Annotated in this window: 31 protein-coding genes; 20 read left to right on the plus strand and 11 right to left on the minus strand. The window is 70.4% G+C overall.

Annotated features, from left to right (window positions below; translation table 11 throughout):
* The first annotated feature begins 189 nt into the window (after nucleotides 1-189).
* Together ACFWWR_RS37010 and ACFWWR_RS37015 are read left to right on the plus strand one after the other, a co-directional pair.
* The gene (locus ACFWWR_RS37010) at nucleotides 190-972 is read left to right on the plus strand and encodes an SGNH/GDSL hydrolase family protein (protein ID WP_383867101.1); all 783 of its coding nucleotides are present in this window, start codon (nucleotides 190-192) and stop codon (nucleotides 970-972) included.
* A gap of 96 nt (nucleotides 973-1,068) precedes the next feature.
* The gene (locus ACFWWR_RS37015) at nucleotides 1,069-1,215 is read left to right on the plus strand and encodes a hypothetical protein (protein ID WP_383867103.1); all 147 of its coding nucleotides are present in this window, start codon (nucleotides 1,069-1,071) and stop codon (nucleotides 1,213-1,215) included.
* Between the two features lie 136 nt (nucleotides 1,216-1,351).
* Here the strand turns inward: ACFWWR_RS37015 and ACFWWR_RS37020 are convergent, their stop codons facing one another.
* A complete protein-coding gene (locus ACFWWR_RS37020) occupies nucleotides 1,352-2,539 on the minus strand; it encodes a tyrosine-type recombinase/integrase (RefSeq protein ID WP_384307970.1) in 1,188 nt (395 codons plus the stop codon).
* Nucleotides 2,540-2,567: 28 nt separating this feature from the next.
* Entirely contained in the window at nucleotides 2,568-3,233 is a 666-nt protein-coding gene (locus tag ACFWWR_RS37025) for a helix-turn-helix domain-containing protein (protein ID WP_384307973.1), read from the minus strand.
* 179 nt (nucleotides 3,234-3,412) lie between these two features.
* Here ACFWWR_RS37025 and ACFWWR_RS37030 point away from each other — a divergent pair, with 179 nt between their 5' ends.
* The 13 genes from ACFWWR_RS37030 (at nucleotide 3,413) to cutA (ending at nucleotide 10,484) form a co-directional block, all read left to right on the plus strand.
* Nucleotides 3,413-3,613, plus strand: coding sequence for a DNA-binding protein (locus tag ACFWWR_RS37030; protein ID WP_384307975.1), 201 nt, complete (start codon nucleotides 3,413-3,415; stop codon nucleotides 3,611-3,613).
* Nucleotides 3,614-3,740: 127 nt separating this feature from the next.
* Nucleotides 3,741-3,998, plus strand: a complete 258-nt coding sequence (locus tag ACFWWR_RS37035) for a hypothetical protein (RefSeq protein WP_384307978.1) — start codon at nucleotides 3,741-3,743, stop codon at nucleotides 3,996-3,998.
* 93 nt (nucleotides 3,999-4,091) lie between these two features.
* Nucleotides 4,092-4,886 (plus strand): hypothetical protein, encoded by a 795-nt coding sequence (locus tag ACFWWR_RS37040; RefSeq protein WP_384307980.1) that lies wholly within the window; start codon nucleotides 4,092-4,094, stop codon nucleotides 4,884-4,886.
* Entirely contained in the window at nucleotides 4,886-5,722 is an 837-nt protein-coding gene (locus tag ACFWWR_RS37045) for an ATP-binding protein (RefSeq protein WP_384307983.1), read from the plus strand. Before ACFWWR_RS37040 ends, ACFWWR_RS37045 begins: the two co-directional genes overlap by 1 nt.
* Nucleotides 5,722-6,066 (plus strand): hypothetical protein, encoded by a 345-nt coding sequence (locus ACFWWR_RS37050; protein WP_384307986.1) that lies wholly within the window; start codon nucleotides 5,722-5,724, stop codon nucleotides 6,064-6,066. The genes ACFWWR_RS37045 and ACFWWR_RS37050 overlap by 1 nt, the downstream gene beginning before the upstream one ends.
* An 82-nt stretch (nucleotides 6,067-6,148) precedes the next feature.
* Complete coding sequence (locus ACFWWR_RS37055) at nucleotides 6,149-6,532, plus strand: hypothetical protein (protein WP_384307988.1); 384 nt, start codon at nucleotides 6,149-6,151, stop codon at nucleotides 6,530-6,532.
* On the plus strand, nucleotides 6,519-6,971 hold the full coding sequence (locus tag ACFWWR_RS37060; protein WP_384307991.1) for a hypothetical protein: 453 nt from the start codon (nucleotides 6,519-6,521) through the stop codon (nucleotides 6,969-6,971). The genes ACFWWR_RS37055 and ACFWWR_RS37060 overlap by 14 nt, the downstream gene beginning before the upstream one ends.
* The gene (locus ACFWWR_RS37065) at nucleotides 6,935-7,621 is read left to right on the plus strand and encodes a hypothetical protein (protein WP_384307994.1); all 687 of its coding nucleotides are present in this window, start codon (nucleotides 6,935-6,937) and stop codon (nucleotides 7,619-7,621) included. The genes ACFWWR_RS37060 and ACFWWR_RS37065 overlap by 37 nt, the downstream gene beginning before the upstream one ends.
* 2 nt (nucleotides 7,622-7,623) lie before the next feature.
* On the plus strand, nucleotides 7,624-8,310 hold the full coding sequence (locus ACFWWR_RS37070) for a hypothetical protein (RefSeq protein WP_384307997.1): 687 nt from the start codon (nucleotides 7,624-7,626) through the stop codon (nucleotides 8,308-8,310).
* Between the two features lie 97 nt (nucleotides 8,311-8,407).
* On the plus strand, nucleotides 8,408-8,878 hold the full coding sequence (locus ACFWWR_RS37075) for a hypothetical protein (protein WP_384308000.1): 471 nt from the start codon (nucleotides 8,408-8,410) through the stop codon (nucleotides 8,876-8,878).
* 58 nt (nucleotides 8,879-8,936) lie between these two features.
* The gene (locus tag ACFWWR_RS37080) at nucleotides 8,937-9,455 is read left to right on the plus strand and encodes an HNH endonuclease (RefSeq protein WP_384308003.1); all 519 of its coding nucleotides are present in this window, start codon (nucleotides 8,937-8,939) and stop codon (nucleotides 9,453-9,455) included.
* Nucleotides 9,456-9,555: 100 nt separating this feature from the next.
* Nucleotides 9,556-10,086: a hypothetical protein gene (locus tag ACFWWR_RS37085; protein WP_384308006.1), complete on the plus strand. Its 531-nt coding sequence runs from the start codon at nucleotides 9,556-9,558 to the stop codon at nucleotides 10,084-10,086.
* A gap of 71 nt (nucleotides 10,087-10,157) precedes the next feature.
* The gene (gene cutA / locus ACFWWR_RS37090) at nucleotides 10,158-10,484 is read left to right on the plus strand and encodes a divalent-cation tolerance protein CutA (RefSeq protein WP_384308009.1); all 327 of its coding nucleotides are present in this window, start codon (nucleotides 10,158-10,160) and stop codon (nucleotides 10,482-10,484) included.
* A gap of 1 nt (nucleotide 10,485) precedes the next feature.
* On the opposite strand, the gene ACFWWR_RS37095 is transcribed toward cutA, so the two are convergent.
* Complete coding sequence (locus tag ACFWWR_RS37095) at nucleotides 10,486-11,784, minus strand: XRE family transcriptional regulator (protein WP_384308012.1); 1,299 nt, start codon at nucleotides 11,782-11,784, stop codon at nucleotides 10,486-10,488.
* Nucleotides 11,785-11,955: 171 nt separating this feature from the next.
* On the opposite strand from ACFWWR_RS37095, the gene ACFWWR_RS37100 reads away from it, so the two are divergent.
* Nucleotides 11,956-12,360 (plus strand): DUF6415 family natural product biosynthesis protein, encoded by a 405-nt coding sequence (locus ACFWWR_RS37100; protein WP_384308014.1) that lies wholly within the window; start codon nucleotides 11,956-11,958, stop codon nucleotides 12,358-12,360.
* A 644-nt stretch (nucleotides 12,361-13,004) separates the two neighbouring features.
* Here ACFWWR_RS37100 and ACFWWR_RS37105 read toward each other — a convergent pair.
* The 5 genes from ACFWWR_RS37105 to ACFWWR_RS37125 are packed head-to-tail and all read right to left on the minus strand — an operon-like array spanning nucleotide 13,005 to nucleotide 15,179.
* Nucleotides 13,005-13,358: a hypothetical protein gene (locus tag ACFWWR_RS37105; protein ID WP_384308017.1), complete on the minus strand. Its 354-nt coding sequence runs from the start codon at nucleotides 13,356-13,358 to the stop codon at nucleotides 13,005-13,007.
* Complete coding sequence (locus ACFWWR_RS37110; protein WP_384308020.1) at nucleotides 13,358-13,870, minus strand: hypothetical protein; 513 nt, start codon at nucleotides 13,868-13,870, stop codon at nucleotides 13,358-13,360. The genes ACFWWR_RS37105 and ACFWWR_RS37110 overlap by 1 nt, the downstream gene beginning before the upstream one ends.
* Before the next feature lie 9 nt (nucleotides 13,871-13,879).
* On the minus strand, nucleotides 13,880-14,026 hold the full coding sequence (locus ACFWWR_RS37115) for a hypothetical protein (RefSeq protein WP_384308023.1): 147 nt from the start codon (nucleotides 14,024-14,026) through the stop codon (nucleotides 13,880-13,882).
* On the minus strand, nucleotides 14,023-14,817 hold the full coding sequence (locus tag ACFWWR_RS37120; protein WP_384308026.1) for a hypothetical protein: 795 nt from the start codon (nucleotides 14,815-14,817) through the stop codon (nucleotides 14,023-14,025). Before ACFWWR_RS37120 ends, ACFWWR_RS37115 begins: the two co-directional genes overlap by 4 nt.
* On the minus strand, nucleotides 14,814-15,179 hold the full coding sequence (locus ACFWWR_RS37125) for a DUF6907 domain-containing protein (protein WP_384308029.1): 366 nt from the start codon (nucleotides 15,177-15,179) through the stop codon (nucleotides 14,814-14,816). The genes ACFWWR_RS37120 and ACFWWR_RS37125 overlap by 4 nt, the downstream gene beginning before the upstream one ends.
* Nucleotides 15,180-15,378: 199 nt before the next feature.
* Here ACFWWR_RS37125 and purB point away from each other — a divergent pair, with 199 nt between their 5' ends.
* Both purB and mug read left to right on the plus strand, forming a co-directional pair.
* Nucleotides 15,379-16,821 carry an adenylosuccinate lyase gene (gene purB, locus ACFWWR_RS37130; RefSeq protein ID WP_383867104.1) on the plus strand — a complete coding sequence of 481 codons (1,443 nt, stop codon included), beginning with the start codon at nucleotides 15,379-15,381 and terminating at the stop codon, nucleotides 16,819-16,821.
* Entirely contained in the window at nucleotides 16,818-17,366 is a 549-nt protein-coding gene (mug, locus tag ACFWWR_RS37135) for a G/U mismatch-specific DNA glycosylase (protein ID WP_384308060.1), read from the plus strand. The genes purB and mug overlap by 4 nt, the downstream gene beginning before the upstream one ends.
* A gap of 4 nt (nucleotides 17,367-17,370) precedes the next feature.
* On the opposite strand, the gene ACFWWR_RS37140 is transcribed toward mug, so the two are convergent.
* From ACFWWR_RS37140 to ACFWWR_RS37150, 3 genes are read right to left on the minus strand one after another with little or no spacing between them, the layout of a single operon-like run.
* Nucleotides 17,371-17,817, minus strand: a complete 447-nt coding sequence (locus ACFWWR_RS37140; protein ID WP_384308032.1) for a hypothetical protein — start codon at nucleotides 17,815-17,817, stop codon at nucleotides 17,371-17,373.
* A 57-nt stretch (nucleotides 17,818-17,874) separates the two neighbouring features.
* Complete coding sequence (locus ACFWWR_RS37145; protein WP_384308035.1) at nucleotides 17,875-18,600, minus strand: ABC transporter permease; 726 nt, start codon at nucleotides 18,598-18,600, stop codon at nucleotides 17,875-17,877.
* 1 nt (nucleotide 18,601) lies between these two features.
* Nucleotides 18,602-19,537 (minus strand): ABC transporter ATP-binding protein, encoded by a 936-nt coding sequence (locus ACFWWR_RS37150; RefSeq protein WP_384308038.1) that lies wholly within the window; start codon nucleotides 19,535-19,537, stop codon nucleotides 18,602-18,604.
* Between the two features lie 108 nt (nucleotides 19,538-19,645).
* On the opposite strand from ACFWWR_RS37150, the gene ACFWWR_RS37155 reads away from it, so the two are divergent.
* Together ACFWWR_RS37155 and ACFWWR_RS37160 are read left to right on the plus strand one after the other, a co-directional pair.
* Nucleotides 19,646-20,815: a sensor histidine kinase gene (locus tag ACFWWR_RS37155; RefSeq protein WP_384308040.1), complete on the plus strand. Its 1,170-nt coding sequence runs from the start codon at nucleotides 19,646-19,648 to the stop codon at nucleotides 20,813-20,815.
* 14 nt (nucleotides 20,816-20,829) lie between these two features.
* Complete coding sequence (locus tag ACFWWR_RS37160) at nucleotides 20,830-21,492, plus strand: response regulator (protein ID WP_383867114.1); 663 nt, start codon at nucleotides 20,830-20,832, stop codon at nucleotides 21,490-21,492.
* Nucleotides 21,493-21,501 lie beyond the last annotated feature (9 nt).

Here is a 21,501-nt window from a genome sequence, read left to right on the forward strand (position 1 = left end):
GCGGGTGCGGCGTCTGGGGGAGTGTGCGGTTGCGGGGGCAGCGGGCCTGAGCCGGTGCCGCGGCAGCGGGCCTGAGCCGGTGCCGCGGCAGCGGGCCTGAGCCGTTCTGTCGACCGGCGTGACCGGTGAGGTGGGGCGTCAGGGCCGACCGACCGACGGGTATGGACCCGGGTTACCATCGCTGACGCCATGCAGACGAACCCCACACACACCAGCCTGGTCGCGGTCGGCGACTCCTTCACCGAGGGCATGTCGGACCTGCTGCCGGACGGCACCTACCGGGGCTGGGCCGACCTGCTCGCCGGGCGGATGGCCGCCCACTCCCCCGGCTTCCGGTACGCCAACCTCGCGGTGCGCGGCAAGCTGATCGGGCAGATCGTCGCCGAGCAGATCGACGTGGCGGCGGCCATGCAGGCCGACGTGGTCACGCTGGTCGGCGGGCTCAACGACACGCTCCGCCCCAAGTGCGACATGGGGCGGGTCCGCGCCCTGCTGACGGAGGCCGTGGAGCGGCTCGCCCCGTCCTGCAAGCAGCTGGTGCTGATGCGCAGCCCGGGGCGCCAGGGCCCGGTCCTGGAGCGTTTCCGGCCGCGCATGGAGGAGCTGTTCGAGTGCGTCGACGCTCTCGCCGACAAGCACGGCGCTCTGGTCGTCGACCTGTACGGGGCGCCCTCGCTGGGCGACCCGCGGATGTGGGACGTGGACCGGCTGCACCTGACAGCGGAGGGCCACCGCCGGGTCGCCGAGGCGGTCTGGCAGTCGCTCGGCCACGAGCCCGAGGACACCGAGTGGCGCACTCCGCTGCCGCTCACCCTGCCGCCGGGCTGGGCCGCCCGACGGGCCGAGGACGTCCGGTTCGCCCGGCAGTACCTGCTGCCGTGGATCGGCCGCCGGCTGACGGGCCGCTCCTCGGGCGACGGACTGCCGCCGAAACGTCCGGACCTGCGGCCGTACGAGCGGTCGGCGGAGTAGCCCGCCCTGACCGGCGGGTGATCAACATCAGGTGCCGGACCCGCGAGTACGGCGCCGGCTCCGGCGAAGGGGCGGGACGGCACGAGGGCGGCGGTCGTGGCGAAGTACCGGGCCAGTCTGCTGGAGTGGCCGGAGCTCCTGGACCTGGTGCCGTCGTGGCGCCACAAGGCGCCGGCCTGCCGGTGTGCGCCGGAGTCGGACCACGTGGAGGGGCCGGCCGACCTCGTCGCGGCGCTCTCGTAGGTTCCGACGAACACACCCGCGGCGCTGGCCTGCAGGAATCGCCAGTAGAATCCGTACACTGTTCTACGTCGTTGCAGATATCCGCTGGTCAGCGGCCCTGTGAGTGATCTCCGGGGAGATCGTTTCTCACAAAATCTCACACAGGGGCTTTTCGATCACCCCCGTGGAAGCTGTCCCAAGCGGTCGCCGCAGCCCTCATGTCCTCGACATCGACCGTGACGTACTTCCGCTTGGTGAAGCTCGCGTTCGTGTGGCCGGCCCACGCGGCGAGGACGACATCAGGGACGCCGTTCACCGCGAGGTACGACAAGCACGAGTGCCGTGCGTCGTACAGCCGAACCCGCCGCATCTCCAGCTCGCGCATGAGCCGGTACGCGTGCTCGCGCAGATGCCGCGTGTTCCTCGGCATCCCGAGCTGGTCGACGACGACGTACCCGGAGTCGGTGTAGCCCTCGCCCGCGGCGAGCTTCTCCCGGGCCTGGACAGCGCGGAACTTCTTCAGGGCCTCCAGCACCGGGCCGGGCAGCGGCAGGACGCGTTCCCCCGCCTCGGTCTTGGTGTCCTTCTCCAGCACCTGCACGTTGCCGATCATCGTGCGGGTGTTGGCGGTCTCCAGCGTGGCCAGCTTCAGGTCAACGTCCGTCCAGCGGAAACCGACGACCTCGGCCGGCCGTAGGCCCATGAGGCTGAGCAGCAGCGGAGCGTACAGGCGGTCGCGCTCGATGCCCGCGATGAAGCGCTGCACCTCCGCTGCGGTCCACGGCTTGACCCTCGGCCGCTCGCGCTTGTCGGTCTTCTTGTCGGCGAGGCTGACCCGCACGAACTGCGCGGGACTCTCCGGGATCAGCTTGCGGACGGCTGCGCGCTTCAACGCCTCCCGGAGCCGGGTCAGGACGCCCTCAGCGGTCGACACGGCGAGGCGGGTGCCAGCCGTGCCGCCCTTGCGGCGGCCCTTGGTGACGATGTCGTCGATGCAGTCCTGCACCTGGTCCTCGGTGAGCTCCTGGAGCCGGACGTGCCCGATGCGGTCGCGGACGTGGACGAGGGCGAGACGGTACGTGCGGATCGTCGTCTCCTCGACGTCGCGCCGCTTGTACTCCAGCCACTGGTCAAGCCACTCCCCTACCGTGATCTTGCTGGGCAGGATGAGCGTGCCAGCGGAACGCTGGTGCTGGATGCGGCTGCACTCGGCCTTGACCTCGGTCTTGGTGTCGCGCGTGATGGTGATCTGCACCCGCTTGCCGTTCTCGTCGTGACCAGCGTCGACCACCGTGCGGTAGCGGACCTTGCCGCTCTGCAACGTGACCTTCTTGATCTCCGGCATACCTCCCCCTCTCCGACGGCGTGTACCTTCAGCCGTCCGCCGCCGGGCGCGCCTGCTGTTGCTCTTCCTTCCATCGGCGAGCCTCACGGGAGAGTTCGGAATGCTCCTTTGCGGCACGGTCCACCTCAGCGGACAGGCGGTCGAGCCAGGTCCGCACGGCGTCCAGGCGGTCACTGAACTCTTCATCAAGACGCTCGGTGCTGACTTCAGAGATGCCAATCAAGCGGTACACCTCGTCGTGCAGCACGTCGACGGCGCGCCCCGCAGGCTTCCGCTTGACGTAGCGCTGCTCCTGCGAGTGGCTGAGCAGTTCGTACGCCTCCTGCTTCTCCTGACTCGCCTTCTCCCCCGGCCGTTCTGGGAGAGCGTGCACCCCGGTAGCCCAGTCCCAAGCCTCGGCAAGAGTGGCGGTGACGCCGTCGGTCAAGGGGATGTACGGGTTTCCGTTCCCTCGAGGAGGGAGTAGGAGGGCGAGCGGGCTGACGTTCAGCGCGAGGGCGAACGCCACCAGGTCATCCACGTCGATGCGCCGTTCACCCCGCTCGACCTTGCTGACCACCGTGGCCAACAGGGGCCGGCCTGCCTTGCGGAGCCGGTCAGACACGTCCTTCTGCTTCAACTGGCGAGCCTTGCGCACCCGCTCGATGTTCCGAGCCACCTGAGCGGAGGTCGGTCCAGACTCCGAAATCGCCATGACATGGATTCTGCACCACGTACTAGCGAACGTCCAGCGGACTGCGCTACATTCTCCAAGACGGAGAATTCATTGCATAGATTGTGGATTCCCCGCCATGTCATAGCGACTTGATGAGACCCCGGAGGTCAACGTGAGACAGCCACGCACCGGTGGAGACGGTGATTCGTTTGATCGCTATGAGTGAGACACCCACCCTGAACGAGATCCGCAGTTGGCCAGCCACGGTCGACGTCACCACCGCGGCCCGCGCCATGGGCATCAGCAGGGCACAGCTCTACCGCCTGATCGCGACGGGCCAGGCACCGGTAAAGGTCCTCGACTTCGGCGCCAAGCGCGTCGTCACCGCGTCGCTCGTCCGGCTGCTCGAAGCCGCATGAGAACAGCCCCCAGCAGGCGCGCCAACGCCTGTAGCCGGGGGCCGGAAGCCACCAGCCATCCATCCCTGAACAGCCGAACGGCGGCGCGGGCCGTGAACCCGTTGCGCCGCCGTCGAAGGAGCTTCGTATGCAGAGTGCCACGATTCCCGCCGAGATCGCCACCGCGCGCACCGGTCGAGTGCCGTTCGCCGTCCAGGCCGTCGCCGCCGTGAGCGACCCCGTCGACCAGCTGGACGCCAGCACCCCCGCGGACCCGTTCGACGCCGCCCTCGACGCGATCGCCGCGGTCTTCGCCGCCTCCACGGACACCGACGGCGACTGGCTCGCCCTCCGCAGCGCGGTCAACCTCTACGCCGGCCGGGACGCCCGCACCGGCGAGAAATGACGACGCTCCGCACGTGACCCACCGTTCCGCCCCGGGAGCCCCCAGCAGCGCGCTGGGGGCCTCCGGAGTACCCGCACCAACGAGGGGCGCCTGATGCCTGGCCGATTTGAGTACGAGCGCGCGATCCGGCGCAGCGACCTGCCGCCGCCATCGCGCCATCTCGCACTCACCATCGCCACCTGGGCCGACATGGACACAGGCGTCATCCCCGACCGCTTCCAGCCCTCCTTGGGCACGCTGGTGGTCGCAACGGGCCTTGACCGTAAGACGGTTCGTCGCCACCTTGATCGACTGGAAGACGAGAAATGGGTTCGCCGCGACCGCCCGGACGCCGTCAAAGCCCGGACGGAGCACGAGCGTACGCACTACGCCTTGCTCATCCCGCCGGAGGCTAGGGGCACAGAGCCCCCAGCCTCAGATGGACCTAGGGGCACAGAGCCCCCAGACCTAGGGGATGAGGGCTCCCAGGCTGGAGGCACAGAGCCCCCAGGCAAGGGGCGCACGTCTCCCAGCCCTAGGGGCGGAGAGCCCCCCAAGAGTTCCAGTGCAGTCCCGAAGTCCCGTGAGTCCCAAAAGTCCCGTAAGGGTCCGGCGAAGCCGAACCCGCACCAGGTCGCTGACGATCTGACCGCCGCTTTCTGGGACCACCACAAGAGCCGCTGTACGCAGTCGTTCATCGCCGTACGCACGGTCATCCGCACCGCCATCGGCAACGGCATCGACCGTGACGACCTCGCGCACGCCCTGGACCGCGTCGCCAAGGAAGGCCGCCCCGTCTCCGGAGGCACTCTTCAAGTCGCCCTCCAGCCCCAGCAGACCACCGGGCCGAAGCCTCGCAACGAGCGCCGCCCGGACTCCGACTACCACGACGAAGGGCAACGATTCTGATGCCCCAGACCGACAACATCCCGACCCTGGAGCAGATTCAAGCGGCCATCGACCAGGCCGCGAACGACCCCCACGCCAGACCTACCCCACCGCGCCCCGAGCCGACCTCTCGCCGCGAGCCCCGCACCGTCGACGGCACCGGCGCCATGGAGCGCTTCCGCGAAGCCCTCGCCGCCCGCGGCCTCGACATGCCCGCCGGCCCCATCGACGACGACCCCACCCCCGACGAGCCCGGGCACCCGGAATACCACCGTCGCCAGCGCGCCACCGTCGCCCTGGCGCGACTGGAGACCGCGACCCCCAAGCGGTACCGCCAGGCCGCCGTCACCCACCCCGACGTCATCGCCTGGGCAGACCGAGCCATCGCCGACTTCGACACTGCCGGTGCCTTGCTGCTTTTCGGCGACGTCGGCACCGGCAAGACGCACCAGGCGTACGGCGCCCTCCGCCGCATCGCCGAAGCAGGCCTGCCCCACTTCCAGCTGATTGCCACCACGGCGGCCGACATGCACGGCGATCTACGCGTCCACCCCGGCGACCCTCATCACGACATCGAGCAGCAACTACGCCGCTACTGCCGCGTCCCTCTGCTCTTCCTCGACGACATCGACGTCTTCAAGGAGTCCGAGACCACCGAGCAGAACATGTTCCGGCTGTTCAACGACCGGTACAACGAGCAGCGGCCGCTGATCATGACCAGCAACCTCCTGGTGCGCGACGCCCACGGCGGCCGCGATCTCGCCGGAGTCCTCGGCGAACGCCTCACCTCTCGGCTCGCACAGATCGCCACCGTCGTGCCCATCAGCGGGCCCGACCTCCGCCGGGAGTTCCGGTGATGGACAACTGCCCCCGCTGCTGCGCCAGCACCGACCCCCAGGACCCGGCAGACGAGCCTCAGCGGTACATCTGCCGGTCCTGCGGCCACTACTGGACCACCAGCCGTAACCACACCGTGTGGGCGCCCCCAGCAGACGCCTACGCCACCTACGACGACCCCGACGCCTGGGAAGCCAACGACCCGTACGACACCTACGACCCCCACTGGGACGACTGGAACAACCAGGACCAGGCCCCCGACCAACCCGCCACCGACAACGACCTCATCGCCGCCATCCTCGCCCGCGAAAACCACACCACCTACACCGTCGAACGCGCCGACAACCCCCAACTCCCCCACTGACCAGACAGGCACCGGAGAACCGGTTCCCCGGGGTCGTGCTCATGACGCGCTCGCGCGCGACACCCCCACACAGGAGTCCCACATGTCCGACACCCCCACCGATCAGCCCGAACACTCCAAGCGCGGGGACGGCTTCCCCGGCCGGGACGACTGGAACCAGGTGCATGACCGGTTCCGCCGCCAGGTCTCCCGCCTGGCCCGCGACCCGGACCCCGAGACGGCTGCCGAGGCCGGCCGGATCGTGCACCGCGCGACGCAGATGCTGGCCTCGCTCACCACGAGGGCCGCCGAGGCGCAGGAGAAGGCCGACCAGGAGCGCGCACAGTTGGAGCGGGATAAGGCCCGTCTCGCGCGCCAGCTGCGCCGCGCGGGCAGCTCGGGCCGGCCGTTGTCTCCTGGCTTGCTCCAGCTGCTCGAGGGCGGAGCACGTCCGGAGCGGGCCGGGACGCCTGATGACGTCGCCTGAGCTGCACCAGGGGCCGCCTCCGGCCGTGATCGCCGCCGGGGGCGTCTTCCTGCCCGCCGACGTCTGCCACCCCCTGTGGCTCGTCCTGCGCAAGCACGTCGCGCACCGCCAGGCCGACGGCGTCCGCGTACGCCCCGAAGTCGCCGCCGCCATGGACGCGTTGCGCCTCGCCGCCCTCACACACATGTCCGCGCCCGGACACCCCGGACGGACATTCACGGACATCAGGCCACAGTCGGAACGCGATCTGATCAGCACTGAACAGCTCGCCGTCCGGCTCGGCGTGACTGAACGTCACGCCCGTCGCCTGGCTGAACAGGCAGGCGTCACCCCGGCCGCGCGCAACGCGTGGCACCCGGACGACGCCCAGTACCTCGTGAACAGCCGCAGGAAGGCCGACGGATGCCCGCCACGACCACGGAGCCACCCGACCCGCTGACGATGACCGACGCCGAGGTAGACGCCCTCGCCGCCGATGCTCGGCAAGCCGCTGACGAAGCCGCCCGCGCCCTGGCCGACGCCCTGGAAGTCCCCTCCAGCGTCAGCCCTGCCCGCCTCGCCGAACTGCGGGCAGTGGCCGAGCACTCCGCGCTCCTGGTCCCGGACGCCGAGCAGCGGCAGGCCACTGTCCGCGAGGCCCGCAGGCAGGCCCGGCGCGAGGAGATCAAGGCGCAGATCCGCGCCGAGGCCGCCGCCGATCTCGACGGAGCCGAGCAGCTCATCGCCGCCTACGACGCGTACGAGGCCGCAACGCGCGGCCTGTGCGAGGCCGTACAGGCCCACAACGCCCGCATCACCAAGTGGGGCCGGCAGATGGCCGCCGCTGGCATTCGCCCCATCCACGGCGAGGGCCGCGCACCCGACGCCCTCACGCACATGGTCGGCGGCGAGAACGTCACGATCGGCCACAAGGTCTACCGGCGCATGCGCGCTGGCACCCTGCTCGCCGCCGTCCTGCACCGCGTGCTCGCGGCCTACCCGCGCGAGATGCGCAAGTACAACGTCGACCAGGAGCTCGCCCACGACGGCGACCTGACCGACTCCAACGGCCGCGTGAACGTGCGCGCCCTGATCCAGAGGGACGCGTGACCATGACCATCCCCGCCCCGATGCCACACCCCAACGAAGACGTCGACCACCTCGCCGCGCGCACCTCGAAGACGACGTTCGTGGAGCAGGCCGACCCGATCCGCAGCAACCATGACGCATCCGCCCGCTGGAAGGCCCAGCAGGTATCCGACCTGTACGACGTGCACGTACGGGAGATCACGGAGGCGTACGAGCGGCTGACCGCCCGCCGCCGCGAACGCCTCGCTCACCTGGAGTCCCTGGTACCGGTCGGGGCAGGCATCGCCGAGGACGCCACCCCCGCGGACAAGGCCGTGTTGATGACCGCTTTCCGGGTCGCGTGGAAGGAGGCGCAGGCGACGGACCGCGCGGGCCGCATGCGGATGCTCGCCGAGGCCGAACGCTTCGGTGACGACGCGCAGCGCCGAGCGGTCCTCACGTTCGCCGTTGACCACGGTGAGGTGGACACCGTCCGCGCATGGACCGACTTCCACCTCGAGGAGAAGGGCATGGTCGACGAGGCGCAGTCGCTGCGCGAGGTCCTCGCCGGACGCGGTCCGAATCGTGGCTTTGAGCGGCAGGACTTCACGCCTGTGCCGAAGCCGCAGGAGGCGTACGACTGGCCGCTCATCGCGGACGACCCCCAGGCGCAACCGCGGGATACCGGACGCGAAGTGCGGCCCGGCGTCATCGAGTACGGCCGGCGCTGACCTGCCCCCGCCTGACAGATGCCCGGCACCCTCACCAGGGGCCGGGCATCTGTGTGTTCTATCGGCCAAATGGGTCACCAGCAGGCAAGGTGGGTGCATGAGAGAACTACCAGAGGATGATCAGCCGAGCGGCCAGGGCCTTGTGCCCGGCGATGACGAGGCCGCGATGGCGGACGCGGGGGATCTCAGCGACCCGCACAATCCGATGGCTGTCGCGTTCGCGTTCTACAACGCCGTGATGGACGATGGCGGCCCCGACATCAACGCCCTGCACCAGATATGCACCCCCGAGTCGTGGGGTGCGTGGGGTGACTTCACGCGGATCCGAGACATGATCGGCGAGCGAGGTCTAGCTACCCGCGCCGACGCCCCGGCGCTCGGCGAGCCGGACGTCCGGTACGCGAAGGTCGTAGCGCTCCCCGATCCGAACCAGACGGTGAGGTCGGACGGGTACGTGCCGGTGGGCGCGCACATCATCACCATGCAGTGGCGCCCGTCCGACGGCTACTGGCGCGTGCACGGCTTCGGCGACTACATCCGCCCAGAGGACCTACCGCCCGCCCGGTGAGAATCCCGGCGCGCCCGGCACTGATACGCGAAGGCCGGGCGCGCTGTACCGTGCGCCCGTGACACAGCAAAGACCTCCGGTGCCGGCGGCCCTGGCCCGAGCCGTCAAGGAAGAGGCGGGATTCGCGTGCGCCATCCCCACATGCCGGATGACCCCGGTGGAGATTGCCCACATCGAGTCGTGGTCGACGGTTCGGCAGCACACCTTCGACAACCTCATCGCGCTCTGCCCGAACCACCACACGCGCTATGACGTTGAGAAGCGCATTCCGAGAGCCTCCATGCTCAACTACAAGACGAACCTCGCCCTGCTGAACGGCAGGTACAGCACCCTGGAACGACGGCTGATCGAGCAAGCTGTCGACTGGCCGCCCAATACTGAGATCCCGATCCACATCGGCGTGCGCATCCTGATCAGCCGTTTCCTCGACGATGGCTTGTTGGCGGAAGCCGATGATCTCCAGTACCAGATCACCGGGTTCGAAGGCGGCATCAAGACCACCGAGCTCTACCGCTTCACGGAGAAGGGACGCGAGTTCGTCCGCCGCTGGAAGGACGCCGAGCCCCTCACGGACTGACGGCCGCCCACGTTCGGCCACTGTTTGCGGATTCCTCGAGCATGGTCGTAGCCTCCCGCTCCACCTCACCAGATATGCGGGGTGGAAAGGGAGAATTGGCATGGCAAGCACCGGTGATCCGTGGTGGCAAGACTGGCTCAAGTTTGTGCCCGGCTGGCTCGCATTCCTCGCAACCATCTACGCCCTCGTACGCGCGGGCATCAACCGCCGCCACCACCTGTCGATCGGACCGGATGCCGATGCGGTCCGCGAGCAGCTCACTGAGTGCCGCCGACTGTTCGGGGAGGTCGTAGCGACGGGGCGTCGCTCCGATTGGTTCCTCAAGGATGAGCGCAGAGACATTGCCGAGCGCCTCCGCGACCTGGCTGTACGCCGTACGGACAGACAGCTCAGAGCCGCTTTGGAGACAGTGGCCGAAACGTGGGACAAGTCTTTCGCCATGGCGCCGGGAACTACGGGAACCATCGGGCGCTGGTCAGACCAAGAACCGACGCCGCGAGAGAGGCAGAGGCGCGCTGAAGAGCAGCAGAGGTTCGAAGAGCAGGCGGACGTCGCCCGGGAAGGGGTCCAGCACGTCAGCGCTGCGCTGGCCCGTCTCAACGAATTGGAGCGGCATACGACGGGGCGGTAGTGCCGGCGCCCGGCATCCCTCCTCGAGGAGCCGGGCGCTGCCGCGTGTGCCAGGTAGCTAGGCTCGCGGGCATGACTGACTTCGTGCAGGTATCCACGGCAACCCCCACCCGCGACCAAGCCGTTGAGCTCGCCCGCTCCGTCGTCGCCGAACGGCTCGCCGCCGGCGCCCAGATCATCGGCCCCGTCACCTCCGCGTTCTGGCACGACGGCGAGTTCGGCACGGGCGAGGAATGGCAGCTGCTGCTGAAGACCACCCGGACCCGCTACCCGGAGTTGGAAGCCCACCTGTTGAAGCACCACCCCTGGCAGAACCCGGAGATCGCCGCCGTACCGATCCAGGCCGGATCGAAAGGCTGCCTCGACTGGATCACCGCGAACACCACCCCCGCCGAGTAGCTCAGCTGCGGGCCATCTCCAAGACCTCCGCGACTGCGGGCAGCGCCTGGTGCGCACCGAGCCGCTGGAGAACCGGCGCGAGCCGCTCCCGGGGCCGTACCGACGCCACCCCAGTGGAGAGGTTGAGCGCACGGCCCGTGACGGCTGCCGCCTGCTCGACCTCCCCCGCAGTCAGGTAGGAGTCTGCGAGCCACGACAGGTACAACGCCTTGTCCCGAGCGTGCGAGTCGTCGTACCGGCCCAGCGCGGCCTCAAGGACGGGCACCGCGCGGAGCGGGAGGCGGAGTTCCGTCCAGCACCGCCCGGACATGATCTGCAACTCGGTCTCGTCGACCCACGCCGCCCAATCCGGCTGAGGCTCGCCGTCGGCCTCGGCGAGCGCCCCATGAGCGGCTTCCAGGGCACGTTCCGTCTCGTCGGCCTGGCCCGCCACCGCGTGCGCCCACGCGAGCCGCTCGTACAGCAGCGCACGAACCCCCGGCGCAGCGTCCGGGCCGACGGTCGCGCACGACCGGGCGGCGGTCTGCACTGCGTCCTGCCGGGCCTGCCGGTCACCCCGTAGTCCCTGATACGCCAGGAAGGCGAGCGCGTTCCCGGCGAGCTCTGCATCCCCCGCATCCACCGCGGCTTTGCGGCTCGCCTCATACAGGCCGCGCGCCTCGGCATGCCGGCCACCGTCGAACGCCGCCCAACCGGCCTGCTGCGCCTGCTCGGCGAGCACCGACAGCAGCCCGCGCCCTGTCTCCTCCGCGTACGCGCGGTGGCGCAGTAGCGACCTGGTGGCCTGGTACTCGCCGAGGTAAGTGCGGTAGGTGTCGCCGCCGCCGAGGACGTCGTCGAGGCGCCGCAGACGAGCCGTGCGCTGCCGCAGCTTCTCGGGGAGGTCGCTACCGACCTGGCCGCCCGTCGAGGGGCGGGAGAGCTCGGGGAGACCGACGGCGAGGCTCGCCGCCGCGGAGGCCTTGAGGAACTCCCGGCGAGGTGCAGCGCCGGCCGACCCGTCGCGGGGTGTCTCCCACGGTCGCGGGGCGAGCCCCACCATGTGGCCGGGGATCCGGAACGTGTCGGCGATACAGACGATCTTCTCGAACGTCGTCACCCTGCCGTTGCCCTTGGCCAGCGTCCCCACGCGCTCCGGCTTGATGCCACACTCCGCCGCGATCATCGAGTAGCTGATGCCCGCCTCGGAGCGGGCGACGTAAAACACGGTGCCGAAGTCATGGGTGGCGAGCGCGGCTCTCACGTCGGGGCGCTCAAGCAGCTCGCGGGGGAGCGCGGTTGGCGGTTCGTGACCGGTCATGAGGTGCCCCGTCGCGCTTGGTGATGGCGTGGTCTGACAGTGAGGGTACCCACGATGGGTACCCCTCGGCGGGAAGTCAGAAGCCGTATGCGCTCGCAAGGTTGAGCCTTCAGACCCCGGCGAGGTGGTGGCCTCCCGGGGCGTGGCCAACGCTTCGAGGGAGCGCCAACAGTGACCACTTCTACCACCCACCCGCCAGCCGCCGAAGAGCAGAACCACGCACCACCGGACATCGAGACGATGCGCGCAACCGCGCTCCGCCTACTCGGCCCGGACGACGGGCCGGACGTCCTCCCGCCGGCCGCCGACGAGCTGGACACGCTGACGCTTGCACTGCGCGGGCACTTGGAGCTCCTCGGCCCTGAGGTCGAACGGATGGCTGGTCGGCTCGACAGAGAGAGCATCCCCCGCTACTGCGCCCTGGCCTGCGTGGGCGAGGCGCGCGGGAAACTACGTGCCCGGCCCGGCCGGGGCCCGCACGGGCCGGTCGCCTACGCCCGCCGCCTGGCCCGCGTCCTCAACGCCCTGTGCGACCATCACGAGAAGCTGCCCCAGTCCGGGGGCAGCCGTGGCTGACCTGCCGGTACCGCCCCCTTTCATGTGGGCCTGCCTCCGCTGCACCCACCTTCTCGTCGACTTGGCCGACGCGTTCGGCATGCTCGCCTTCTCTGACCTGTATGAGGGGGCTCTCCGGTGCCAGATGATGTTGGCCAGTCACATCGCCCATGAACATCTCGCCGAGGTACCCGAGCCACACGAGGACTGCGAGCGCTGCGGCTTCTACCGGAAATGCGCTGGCAGTCAGGGCATCGACGATTTATGGGCGGAGCATCGCGCAAGGGACCTGTTCCTCCCGGCGTCTGTTGCCCGCCGTATGTAGCCCTCATAGCCCCCGCTACCGGATCGCACGTCGACCGCACCGGTAGCGGGATGACGGCCGCTCCGACGCCCCGTATCGGGCGGCCAAACGGGGCCCGCCGCCGACGCCCGAGTCTCCGCGCCGGCGGCGGGTCACCCCAAGCGCGCGGGCAGCGTGATTGTGCGTCCGCTGCCTCCGCAAGGCGCTCGCCCAAGTTGGCTGAGCGCCGCCGCCCCGCCCTCCTCCCGGAAGGCGGGGCGGTCCCGTTTCACAGCGGCCTAGTCCTGCGGGTGGCCGCAGTCCTTCACCCACCATCCGCAGACCTTGCAGTAGTCGTAGGTCGCGGCGATCAGGCGACGGATCATGCCTCGTTCACCTCCCCGGCGAGGTGGACGTGCGTGTGGTTCGGCCGGTCAGGGAGAACGAAGCTGTAGAACAACATCCCCTTCTGGGCCTCGATGCGGGCAGGCTCGTGACCTGCGCATTCACGACAGGAGGGGTGCTCCACCTCCGGTGGGGGAGCGGGGTTAGCTGTACGGCGCACGGACCGCCACAGCAGCACCACGCCGACCACCCACAGAGTGAGCACACCGGCCACGTCGGAGGCCGCGAACACCGCCGCGGCAGCCGTCCCGCCGAGCACCACGAGCACGCACGCCCCTGCCGCCCGGCTCGACTCCTCCGGCTCCTCGGCCGGCGCCCTCTTGCGGCCCATCAGACGGCCGCGTACAGGGTGTTGCCGCACCAGTTCGCCGCCTGCGCGAGCGGCACCGCAGCGAACCCCGCCACGCCCGCCGAGGTGCCCAGGCAGATTCCGCACCAGGCGCCGAGCTTCAGGGTCTTCGAGTTCTCCTCGCTGGCCTTCTTCACCGCCGCGATGAACACGGCCGTGGCGATGAGCACGAGGGCCGCCCCGGGGCCGGACAGGGGGATGAAGGTCTTCGCCCCGGCCTGCTGGCCGACGGACTCGCCGACACCCCAGACGAGGGCCGCGTCGCCGAGCCAGTTGGACAGGCCCAGGATGCTGCTGGACGCGATGCCGATCAGGCCGCCGATACCGAGGGTGGTCAGGCACCCGTACGCCCAAGAGGTGAGGAACGGGAGCAGCTTGGACGCGTGCTTGACGGGGTCCTTCATCAGCTGCTTGCGGCCGGGCCACCAGCTCATGAGCTGGTAGCCGAGGATGCACAGGCCGACGGTCACGCCGCCGAAGGTGACGTAGTTCAAGGTGTGTCCTCAGCGGAGGATGGCCACGCCGAGCGCGGCGAGGGTGAGCATGAGGGCGACGGTCCCGGAGATCTTGGGGACGTCGTGGAGCGCGACAGCGCACAGGCCGAAGAGGCCGAGCAGGGCGGACAGCCCGAACAGCACGGGGAGGATCACGAGCCCTCGCGGGCCGTCCGGAGGAGGCGCCGGCCGTATCCGTCGGACACGCCGAGCCTGGTTCCGATCTCGGTTCCGGTCAGTTCCGGTTCCTGGCGGAGCCACTCGCGTACGACGCCGACACGGGCCGCGAAGGTCGTGTTGCTGCTGTCGATCGTCTCGATGTCAGCGGCGCCGGTTCCGGTGGGCGGAACTGTGGGCGGAACTGGTTCCGGTGCTGGCTCCGCCACGGGCTCGAAGCCGGTCGGCAGCGTCTCGAACCACTCAGAGAACGGCACGTCAGGGCCGGGTCCGGCCTCGGTTCCGCTGGTTCCGCCCGCGAGTTCCGCCACTGGCGTCCACGGGTCGAGGACGGGGCCCACGGGGGCCGCGTCGACCTGCTCGGGTGCCCGCTGCACGGTGATCGGTTCCGCCAGTTCCGCCGGGGCGGAACTCGGCTCCGGTGCCAGTTCCGCTGACCGCTCAGCAGCCGCAAGTTTGCCGAGCCGGTGGACGCGCAGCAGCACGAACGGGGCGATCGCGGACACCGCGACGACGAGGAGCACCGACACAGGTAGTAGGCCAACCTCGACGAGGTGGCTCGCCGCGTTCACCGCGATCAGCACGGCGACGACGAGGGGGACGTCCCGGCCGGCCCTGAGCGCGGCCACGGCGTAGATGTCCAGCGCGGCCGGCACGCCCGCCGCGACGTAGGTACCGAAGCCGCAGGCGACCGCAAGGGAGTACTCCGCGGAGGCGAGGACGACGAGGACCGCGACCAAAGCGGCCCACAGGAGCGGGTCTCGGTTCACTGGCCACCGCCGAGGATCGCAGTCAGCTGGTCGGCGATGCTGCGCAGCTGGTCCGCGCCCGTGTCCATGGCGGCCGCCAGGTCGTACAGGTCGCTCGGGTTAAGGCCGGACAGTCCGGGCTCGTAGTCGAGGTGGACGGAGGCGCGGGGCTCGCTGGCGCCGATGGTGGCGTAGGGGGCCTGGAAGAGGACGGCGGTCCCGACGCGCAGACCTTCGAAGGCGAGCGAGGTCTCCGGGCTGATGTGGGTGAGGTCTGCTCGGCTGCCGGGGCGGTGGCCATCGTGGCCAGCACACCAAGCGGGCTCGGCGAGCGTCACCGGACCATAGTCAAGAGTGGGCAGGGTGACGGTACGGTTCGGCACAGGTCTGTCTCCTGGTCAGTTCAGGGGTCCGGACTCAGGCCCTGGCCGGTGGTTGAGTCACCGAGCCGGGGCCGCCCCGTCTCACACGACGTCTCACAGACGAGACGACCCGGGACGGGGGCAGTGCGACTGACCTTGGATTTCTGAGACCACAGAGACGGGTCGGAGGGGCCAGATACAGCCGGTATGCTCCGTACACGTGACTTCCGCTGCCGCCAAGCCCCGCATCCCGAACGTCCTCGCCGGACGTTACGCCTCGACCGAGCTCGCCACGCTCTGGTCGCCCGAGCAGAAGGTGAGGCTGGAGCGTCAGCTCTGGCTCGCCGTGCTGCGGGCCCAGAAGGACCTCGGGATCGAGGTGCCGGACGCAGCGATCGCCGATTACGAGCGTGTCCTGGACCAGGTCGACCTGGCCTCGATCGCCGAGCGCGAGAAGGTCACGCGGCACGACGTGAAGGCGCGGATCGAGGAGTTCAACGACCTCGCCGGGCACGAGCAGGTGCACAAGGGCATGACATCGCGCGACCTGACCGAGAACGTGGAGCAGCTGCAGATCCGGCTGTCGCTGGAGCTGGTGCGCGACCGTGCGGTGGCCGTGCTGGCGCGGCTCGGGAAGCTGGCGGGCGAGTACGGCGAGCTGGTCATGGCCGGCCGCTCGCACAACGTGGCGGCGCAGGCGACCACCCTCGGCAAGCGGTTCGCGACCGCGGCCGACGAGCTGCTCGTGGCGTACGGCCGGGTCGAGGAACTCCTCGGCCGCTACCCGCTGCGCGGCATCAAGGGCCCGGTCGGTACGGCACAGGACATGCTGGACCTGCTGGGCGGGGACGCGGGCAAGCTCGCGGAGCTGGAGCAACGGATCGCCGGGCACCTGGGCTTCTCCCAGGCGTTCACCTCGGTGGGCCAGGTCTACCCGCGCTCGCTGGACTACGAGGTCGTGACCTCGCTGGTGCAGCTGGCGGCGGCGCCCTCGTCGCTGGCCAAGACGATCCGTCTGATGGCCGGGCACGAGCTGGTCACCGAGGGCTTCAAGCCGGGCCAGGTCGGCTCGTCCGCGATGCCGCACAAGATGAACACCCGTTCCTGCGAGCGCGTCAACGGCCTGATGGTCATCCTGCGCGGCTACGCGTCGATGACCGGCGAGCTGGCGGGCGACCAGTGGAACGAGGGCGACGTGTCCTGCTCGGTGGTGCGCCGGGTCGCGCTGCCGGACGCGTTCTTCGCCCTCGACGGCCTCCTGGAGACGTTCCTGACGGTGCTCGACGAGTTCGGCGCCTTCCCGGCGGTCGTCGCGCGTGAGCTGGACCGCTACCTGCCGTTCCTCGCCACCACCAAGGTCCTGATGGGCGCGGTGCGCGCGGGCGTCGGCCGGGAGCTCGCGCACGAGGCGATCAAGGAGAACGCGGTGGCCTCCGCGCTGGCGATGCGCGAGCGGGGCGCCGAGCGCAACGAACTCCTCGACAAGCTGGCCACCGACGAGCGCATCCCGCTCGACCGTGCCCAGCTGGACGCGCTGATGGCGGACAAGCTGTCCTTCACGGGCGCCGCCGCCGACCAGGTCGCCACGGTCGTCGGCCGCATCGAGGAGATCGTGAAGCAGCGCCCGGAGGCCGCGGGCTACACCCCCGGAGCGATCCTCTGACGCGCTTCACTCCCGAGGAGTTGGAGGCCTCCCGCGACCGTCTGGTACCGGACGTCGTCGCGGACGGTCTGCGCGTGCTGTTCTGCGGTATCAACCCCGGTCTGATGACGGCCGCGACGGGCCACCACTTCGCCCGCCCCGGCAACCGGTTCTGGCCGGTGCTGCATCTGTCCGGGTTCACGCCGAGACTGCTGAAGCCGTCCGAGCAGCAGGAGTTGCTGTCGTACGGGCTCGGCATCACGAACGTCGTGGCCCGGGCGAGCGCGCGGGCCGACGAGCTGAGCACGGAGGAGTACCAGGAGGGCGGTCGGCTTCTGGCGCACAAGGTGGCGCGGCTGCGCCCGCGTTGGCTGGCCGTGGTCGGCGTCACCGCCTACCGGGCCGCCTTCGACGACCGCAGGGCCGGGGTGGGACCACAGGAGCGGATGATCGGGGACACGCGCGTGTGGGTGCTGCCGAATCCGAGCGGGCTGAACGCGCACTGGACGGCGGCGACGATGGCGGAGGAGTTCGCGCGGTTGCGGGCCGCGGCGGAGAGCAGCTAGCCGGTCAGGGCGGGTCCGTGTCCGAGGCGACGGCGAGGACATGGACCTCGTCGGCGTCGTCCTTGTCCGCCACGCCCAGGGCGATCCAGCGTTCCGTGCCCACCGGCTGCCACAGGTCCAGCTCCTCCACCAGGATGCTCATGGTGGCCCACGGCTCCGGTATCTCCTCTCCACGCTCGGCGCGCACCCTGAGCGTCACCATCCCCCAGGTGGGCCGCTGCTCGCCCCAGCGATGGTGCATCTCCTGTGCGAGGCGGTCCTTGAAAGCCTGGACGTCCTCCGCCGTCTCCACCCGCAGCGAAGCATCGCTCGTTCGCAGCCCGTGGCTCACCGCTAACGACACGACGCGGTACCCGGGCCCCGCCATGAAGAGGTCCGACCCGCCGCGCGCCTCGGAAAGGTCCTCGGTGCACAGCGAGTCGAGCTTCGCGACGTACTTCGCACTGTCCATGAGATCCAGTAAACCGGCCGCCACTGACAATTGGCGTGGCGTCAGAAGGCCCCGGCCTCAGGCGTCCCGCCGACGTACGCTCCACGCCCCCGCCGCCAGCGCCGCCGCGGTCCACAGCGCGGTCACGGCAAGCCCTGACCAGGGTCCCAACGTGCCGTCGTACGTCTGGTGGAGCACCACCTGGCCGGCCCTGTCCGGCAGGAAGTCGGCGACCGTGCCGGCGGCGTCCCCGACGACGAACGACACGACGAGGACGAGCGGGATCAGCAGGGACAGCGTGGCCACCCCGCTGCGCAGCAGGGCCGCGAGTCCGGCCGCGAGCGAGGCCATCAGCATCAGGTAGATCCCGCAGCCCACGACCCCCCGCACCTGCTCGCCGGCGCTGAGCCCGCTCGCCGCGTCGCCGAGGCCGGCCCGCGCCACGACGAGGGCGGCGAAGGCGGTGATCAGTCCCACGAGCAGGGCGGGTACGGCGACCGCTGTCACCTTGGCCGCGAACCACCGTCCGCGCTGCGGCACCGCGGCGAGGGCCGGCCTGAACCCGCCGCTGTGGAGCTCGGACGACACGGCCAGGGCGCCGAAGGAGATGGCCGCGATCTGGCCGGGTGCCGCCCCGGACAGCGCCATGAACAGCGGGTCGAACTCGGGGTCGGACGTCTCGGACACCCCGGCGACGGCGGAGAACGCGGTGGTCGCGGCGAACACCGCCAGCAGCGCTCCCCACAGCGAACGAAGTGTGCGGATCTTCAGCCACTCGGCGCGGAGGACGGGTGCGAACGACATGTCAGGCCTCCTGCGGCTGCGTCGCGGACGGTGGGGCGGCGAACTCGGTTTCCAAGGCCGTGAGATCGAGGTAGGCCTGTTCCAACGTGGCCTCCTCCGCCGCGAGCTCGAGGACCGGCACGCCCGCGGCGGACGCCAGGCGCCCGATGTCGTCCACGCGCGCGTGGTGCACGGTCCAGTGCCCGTCGTCGTGCTGTTCGGCGTCATGGCCGTGCTGTGCGAGGACGCTTTTGAGCGCGCTGGGGTCCGACGTGCGGATGCGTACGCGGGGCCGCACGCGAGCATGGATGAACTCCCGCATCGGGGTGTCGGCGAGCAGACGGCCCCGGCCGAGGACCACGAGGTGGTCGGCGAAGGACGCCGTCTCGTTCATCAGATGGCTGGAGACCAGGACCGTGCGTCCCTCGGCCGCGAGCCGCCGCAGCAACTCGCGGATCCAGATGATGCCTTCGGGGTCGAGACCGTTCGACGGCTCGTCGAGCATGACCACCTCGGGGTCGCCGAGCAGGGCGGCCGCGATGCCCAGCCGCTGGCGCATGCCCAGCGAGTACGTCTTCACCCGGCGGCGGGCCACCGAGGAGAGCCCGGTCTCCTCCAGCACGTCGTCGACCCGGCGGTCCGGGATGCTGTTGCCGGCCGCCAGGGTGCGCAGATGGTCGCGACCGGTACGGGAGCCGTGCGCGGCCTGCGCGTCGAGCAGGGCGCCCACGTGGTGCAGGGGTTCACGGAGGGTGGCGTAGGCACGGCCGCCGATCGTGGCGGAGCCGGAGGTCGGCCGGTCGAGGCCGAGCACCAGCCGCATGGTGGTGGACTTTCCGGCGCCGTTGGGGCCGAGGAAGCCGGTGACTCGACCGGGGAGGACACGGAAGGTGAGGTGGTCCACGGCGCGCCGGGTGCCGTACTTTTTGGTGAGGTCCTGGACGTCGATGCTGGTCATGGCAGCAGCCTGGCCGCGCGAGGGCGGTCGGCGCCTCCCCCGCGCGTGGAGATCGTCTCCCCCGTGCGGGGGAGGTCCGTTGTCAGTGGCGGCTGGCACGATGACGAAATGGCCCGCATGCTGCGCCCGTTCGGTCGGGCGGTGACCTACACACGACTGCTGCATCTGTTCATCGCCGTCGTGTGGCCGAGCATGTGGCTGTTCATCGAGGAAGCGTGGTGGACCTGGGTGGTGGCGGCCGCGGTGCTCGCCCCGGCCGGGCTGGTGCCCGCGATGCGCACCGTGGAGGGACTGCAGGCCAGGCTGCTGCTGACCGGTCACCGGCACGACAGTGAGAGCGCCGACATCGTCGTCGCGCCGTCCGCGACCTGGGGCGACCGGGGACGGCTCGTCGTCTGGCTGGAGTTGCGGCTGCTGCTCGGCTGCGCGACCTCGATGCTCACGATGCAACTGCTTCTCACGACGGCGGACTTGGTGTCGTCGGCGTTCGGGCGTGACGTCGAGGAGGGTCTGCTGTTACTCCTCGACGGCCACCAGTGGTGGCACGTCCTGCTCGTGCCCCTGGTGCTGGTCGCGCTGGCGGTGACCGTGGTCGCCTCCGGCCACCTCATCACCGCACTCGCCCACCGCCTCCTCGGTCCCTCCCCCGCCGAGCGGCTCGCCGCCATGGAGGAGCGCACCGAACAACTCCTGGAGCGCACCCGCATCGCCCGCGAACTGCACGACTCCATCGGCCACGCGCTGACCGTGGCCGTGGTGCAGGCGGGTGCCGCGCGCACGGCCGGCGATCCCGCGTTCACGGATCGGGCCCTGGTCGCGATCGAGGAGACCGGCCGGGCGGCCCTGGAGGATCTGGAGCGGGTGCTCGGCGTCCTGCGGGAGTCGGAGCGTCCTGTCAGCAGCCGTCCGACGCTCACCGACGCCGACCGTCTGCTGGAGTCGGCCCGCGCCTCCGGGGCGAAGGTCGACGTCGACGTGACCGGGCCCCTGGACACCGTGCCGGGACCGGTCTCCCGCGAGGGCTACCGCATCCTCCAGGAGTCGCTGACCAACGTGTTGCGGCACGCGGGAGCCGTCCCCGTCCGGGTCCGCATCGAGGTCGGCGACAGCAGTCTCGGCCTGGAGGTCCGCAATCCGCTCACCGCCGACATACCCGGCCCCGGGCGGGGCAGCGGTCTGCGCGGCATACGCGAGCGCGCGGCCCTGCTCGGCGGCCGTGCGCACACCGGGCCGGACCTGGGTGACTGGCAGGTGCACGTCGAACTGCCGTTGAGCTGATCTACGCTGGCCGGATGCCGGTCACCGTTCTCCTCGTCGACGACGAACCCCTCGTGCGTGCCGGTCTGCGGGCGGTGCTGGAGGCACAGCCCGACATCGAGGTCGTCGGGGAGGCGGCCGACGGGGCGGCGGTGATCCCGCTGGTGCGGCAGCTGCGGCCCGACGTGGTCGCCATGGACGTACGGATGCCCCTCCTGGACGGCATCGAGGCCACGCGCGCGGTGCTGCGGACGGTCGCCGAGCCGCCGAAGATCCTCGTGGTGACGACGTTCGAGAACGACGAGTACGTGTACGAGGCGCTGCGCGCCGGTGCCGACGGGTTCCTGCTGAAGCGGGCGCGGCCCGCCGAGATCGTGCACGCGGTGCGGCTGGTCGCCGAGGGCGAGTCACTGCTGTTCCCGGCCTCGGTGCGGCAGCTCGCCGCCGAGTACGGCGACGACGGCGGCAACCGCGCGGCCCGAGCGGCGATGGAGCGCGCCCAGCTGACCGAGCGGGAGGCCGAGGTGCTGCGGCTGATGGCCCGGGGGCTGTCGAACGCGGAGATCGCCGCCCGGCTGGTCGTGGGGACGGAGACGGTGAAGTCGCACGTGAGCGCCGTACTGGCGAAGCTGGGCGCGCGGGATCGTACGCAGGCCGTGATCGCGGCGTACGAGTCGGGGTTCGTGGCACCCGGCTGACCGGAACCC

This window comes from Streptomyces sp. NPDC058678 (genome assembly GCF_042714835.1).
Lineage (GTDB): Bacteria > Actinomycetota > Actinomycetes > Streptomycetales > Streptomycetaceae > Streptomyces.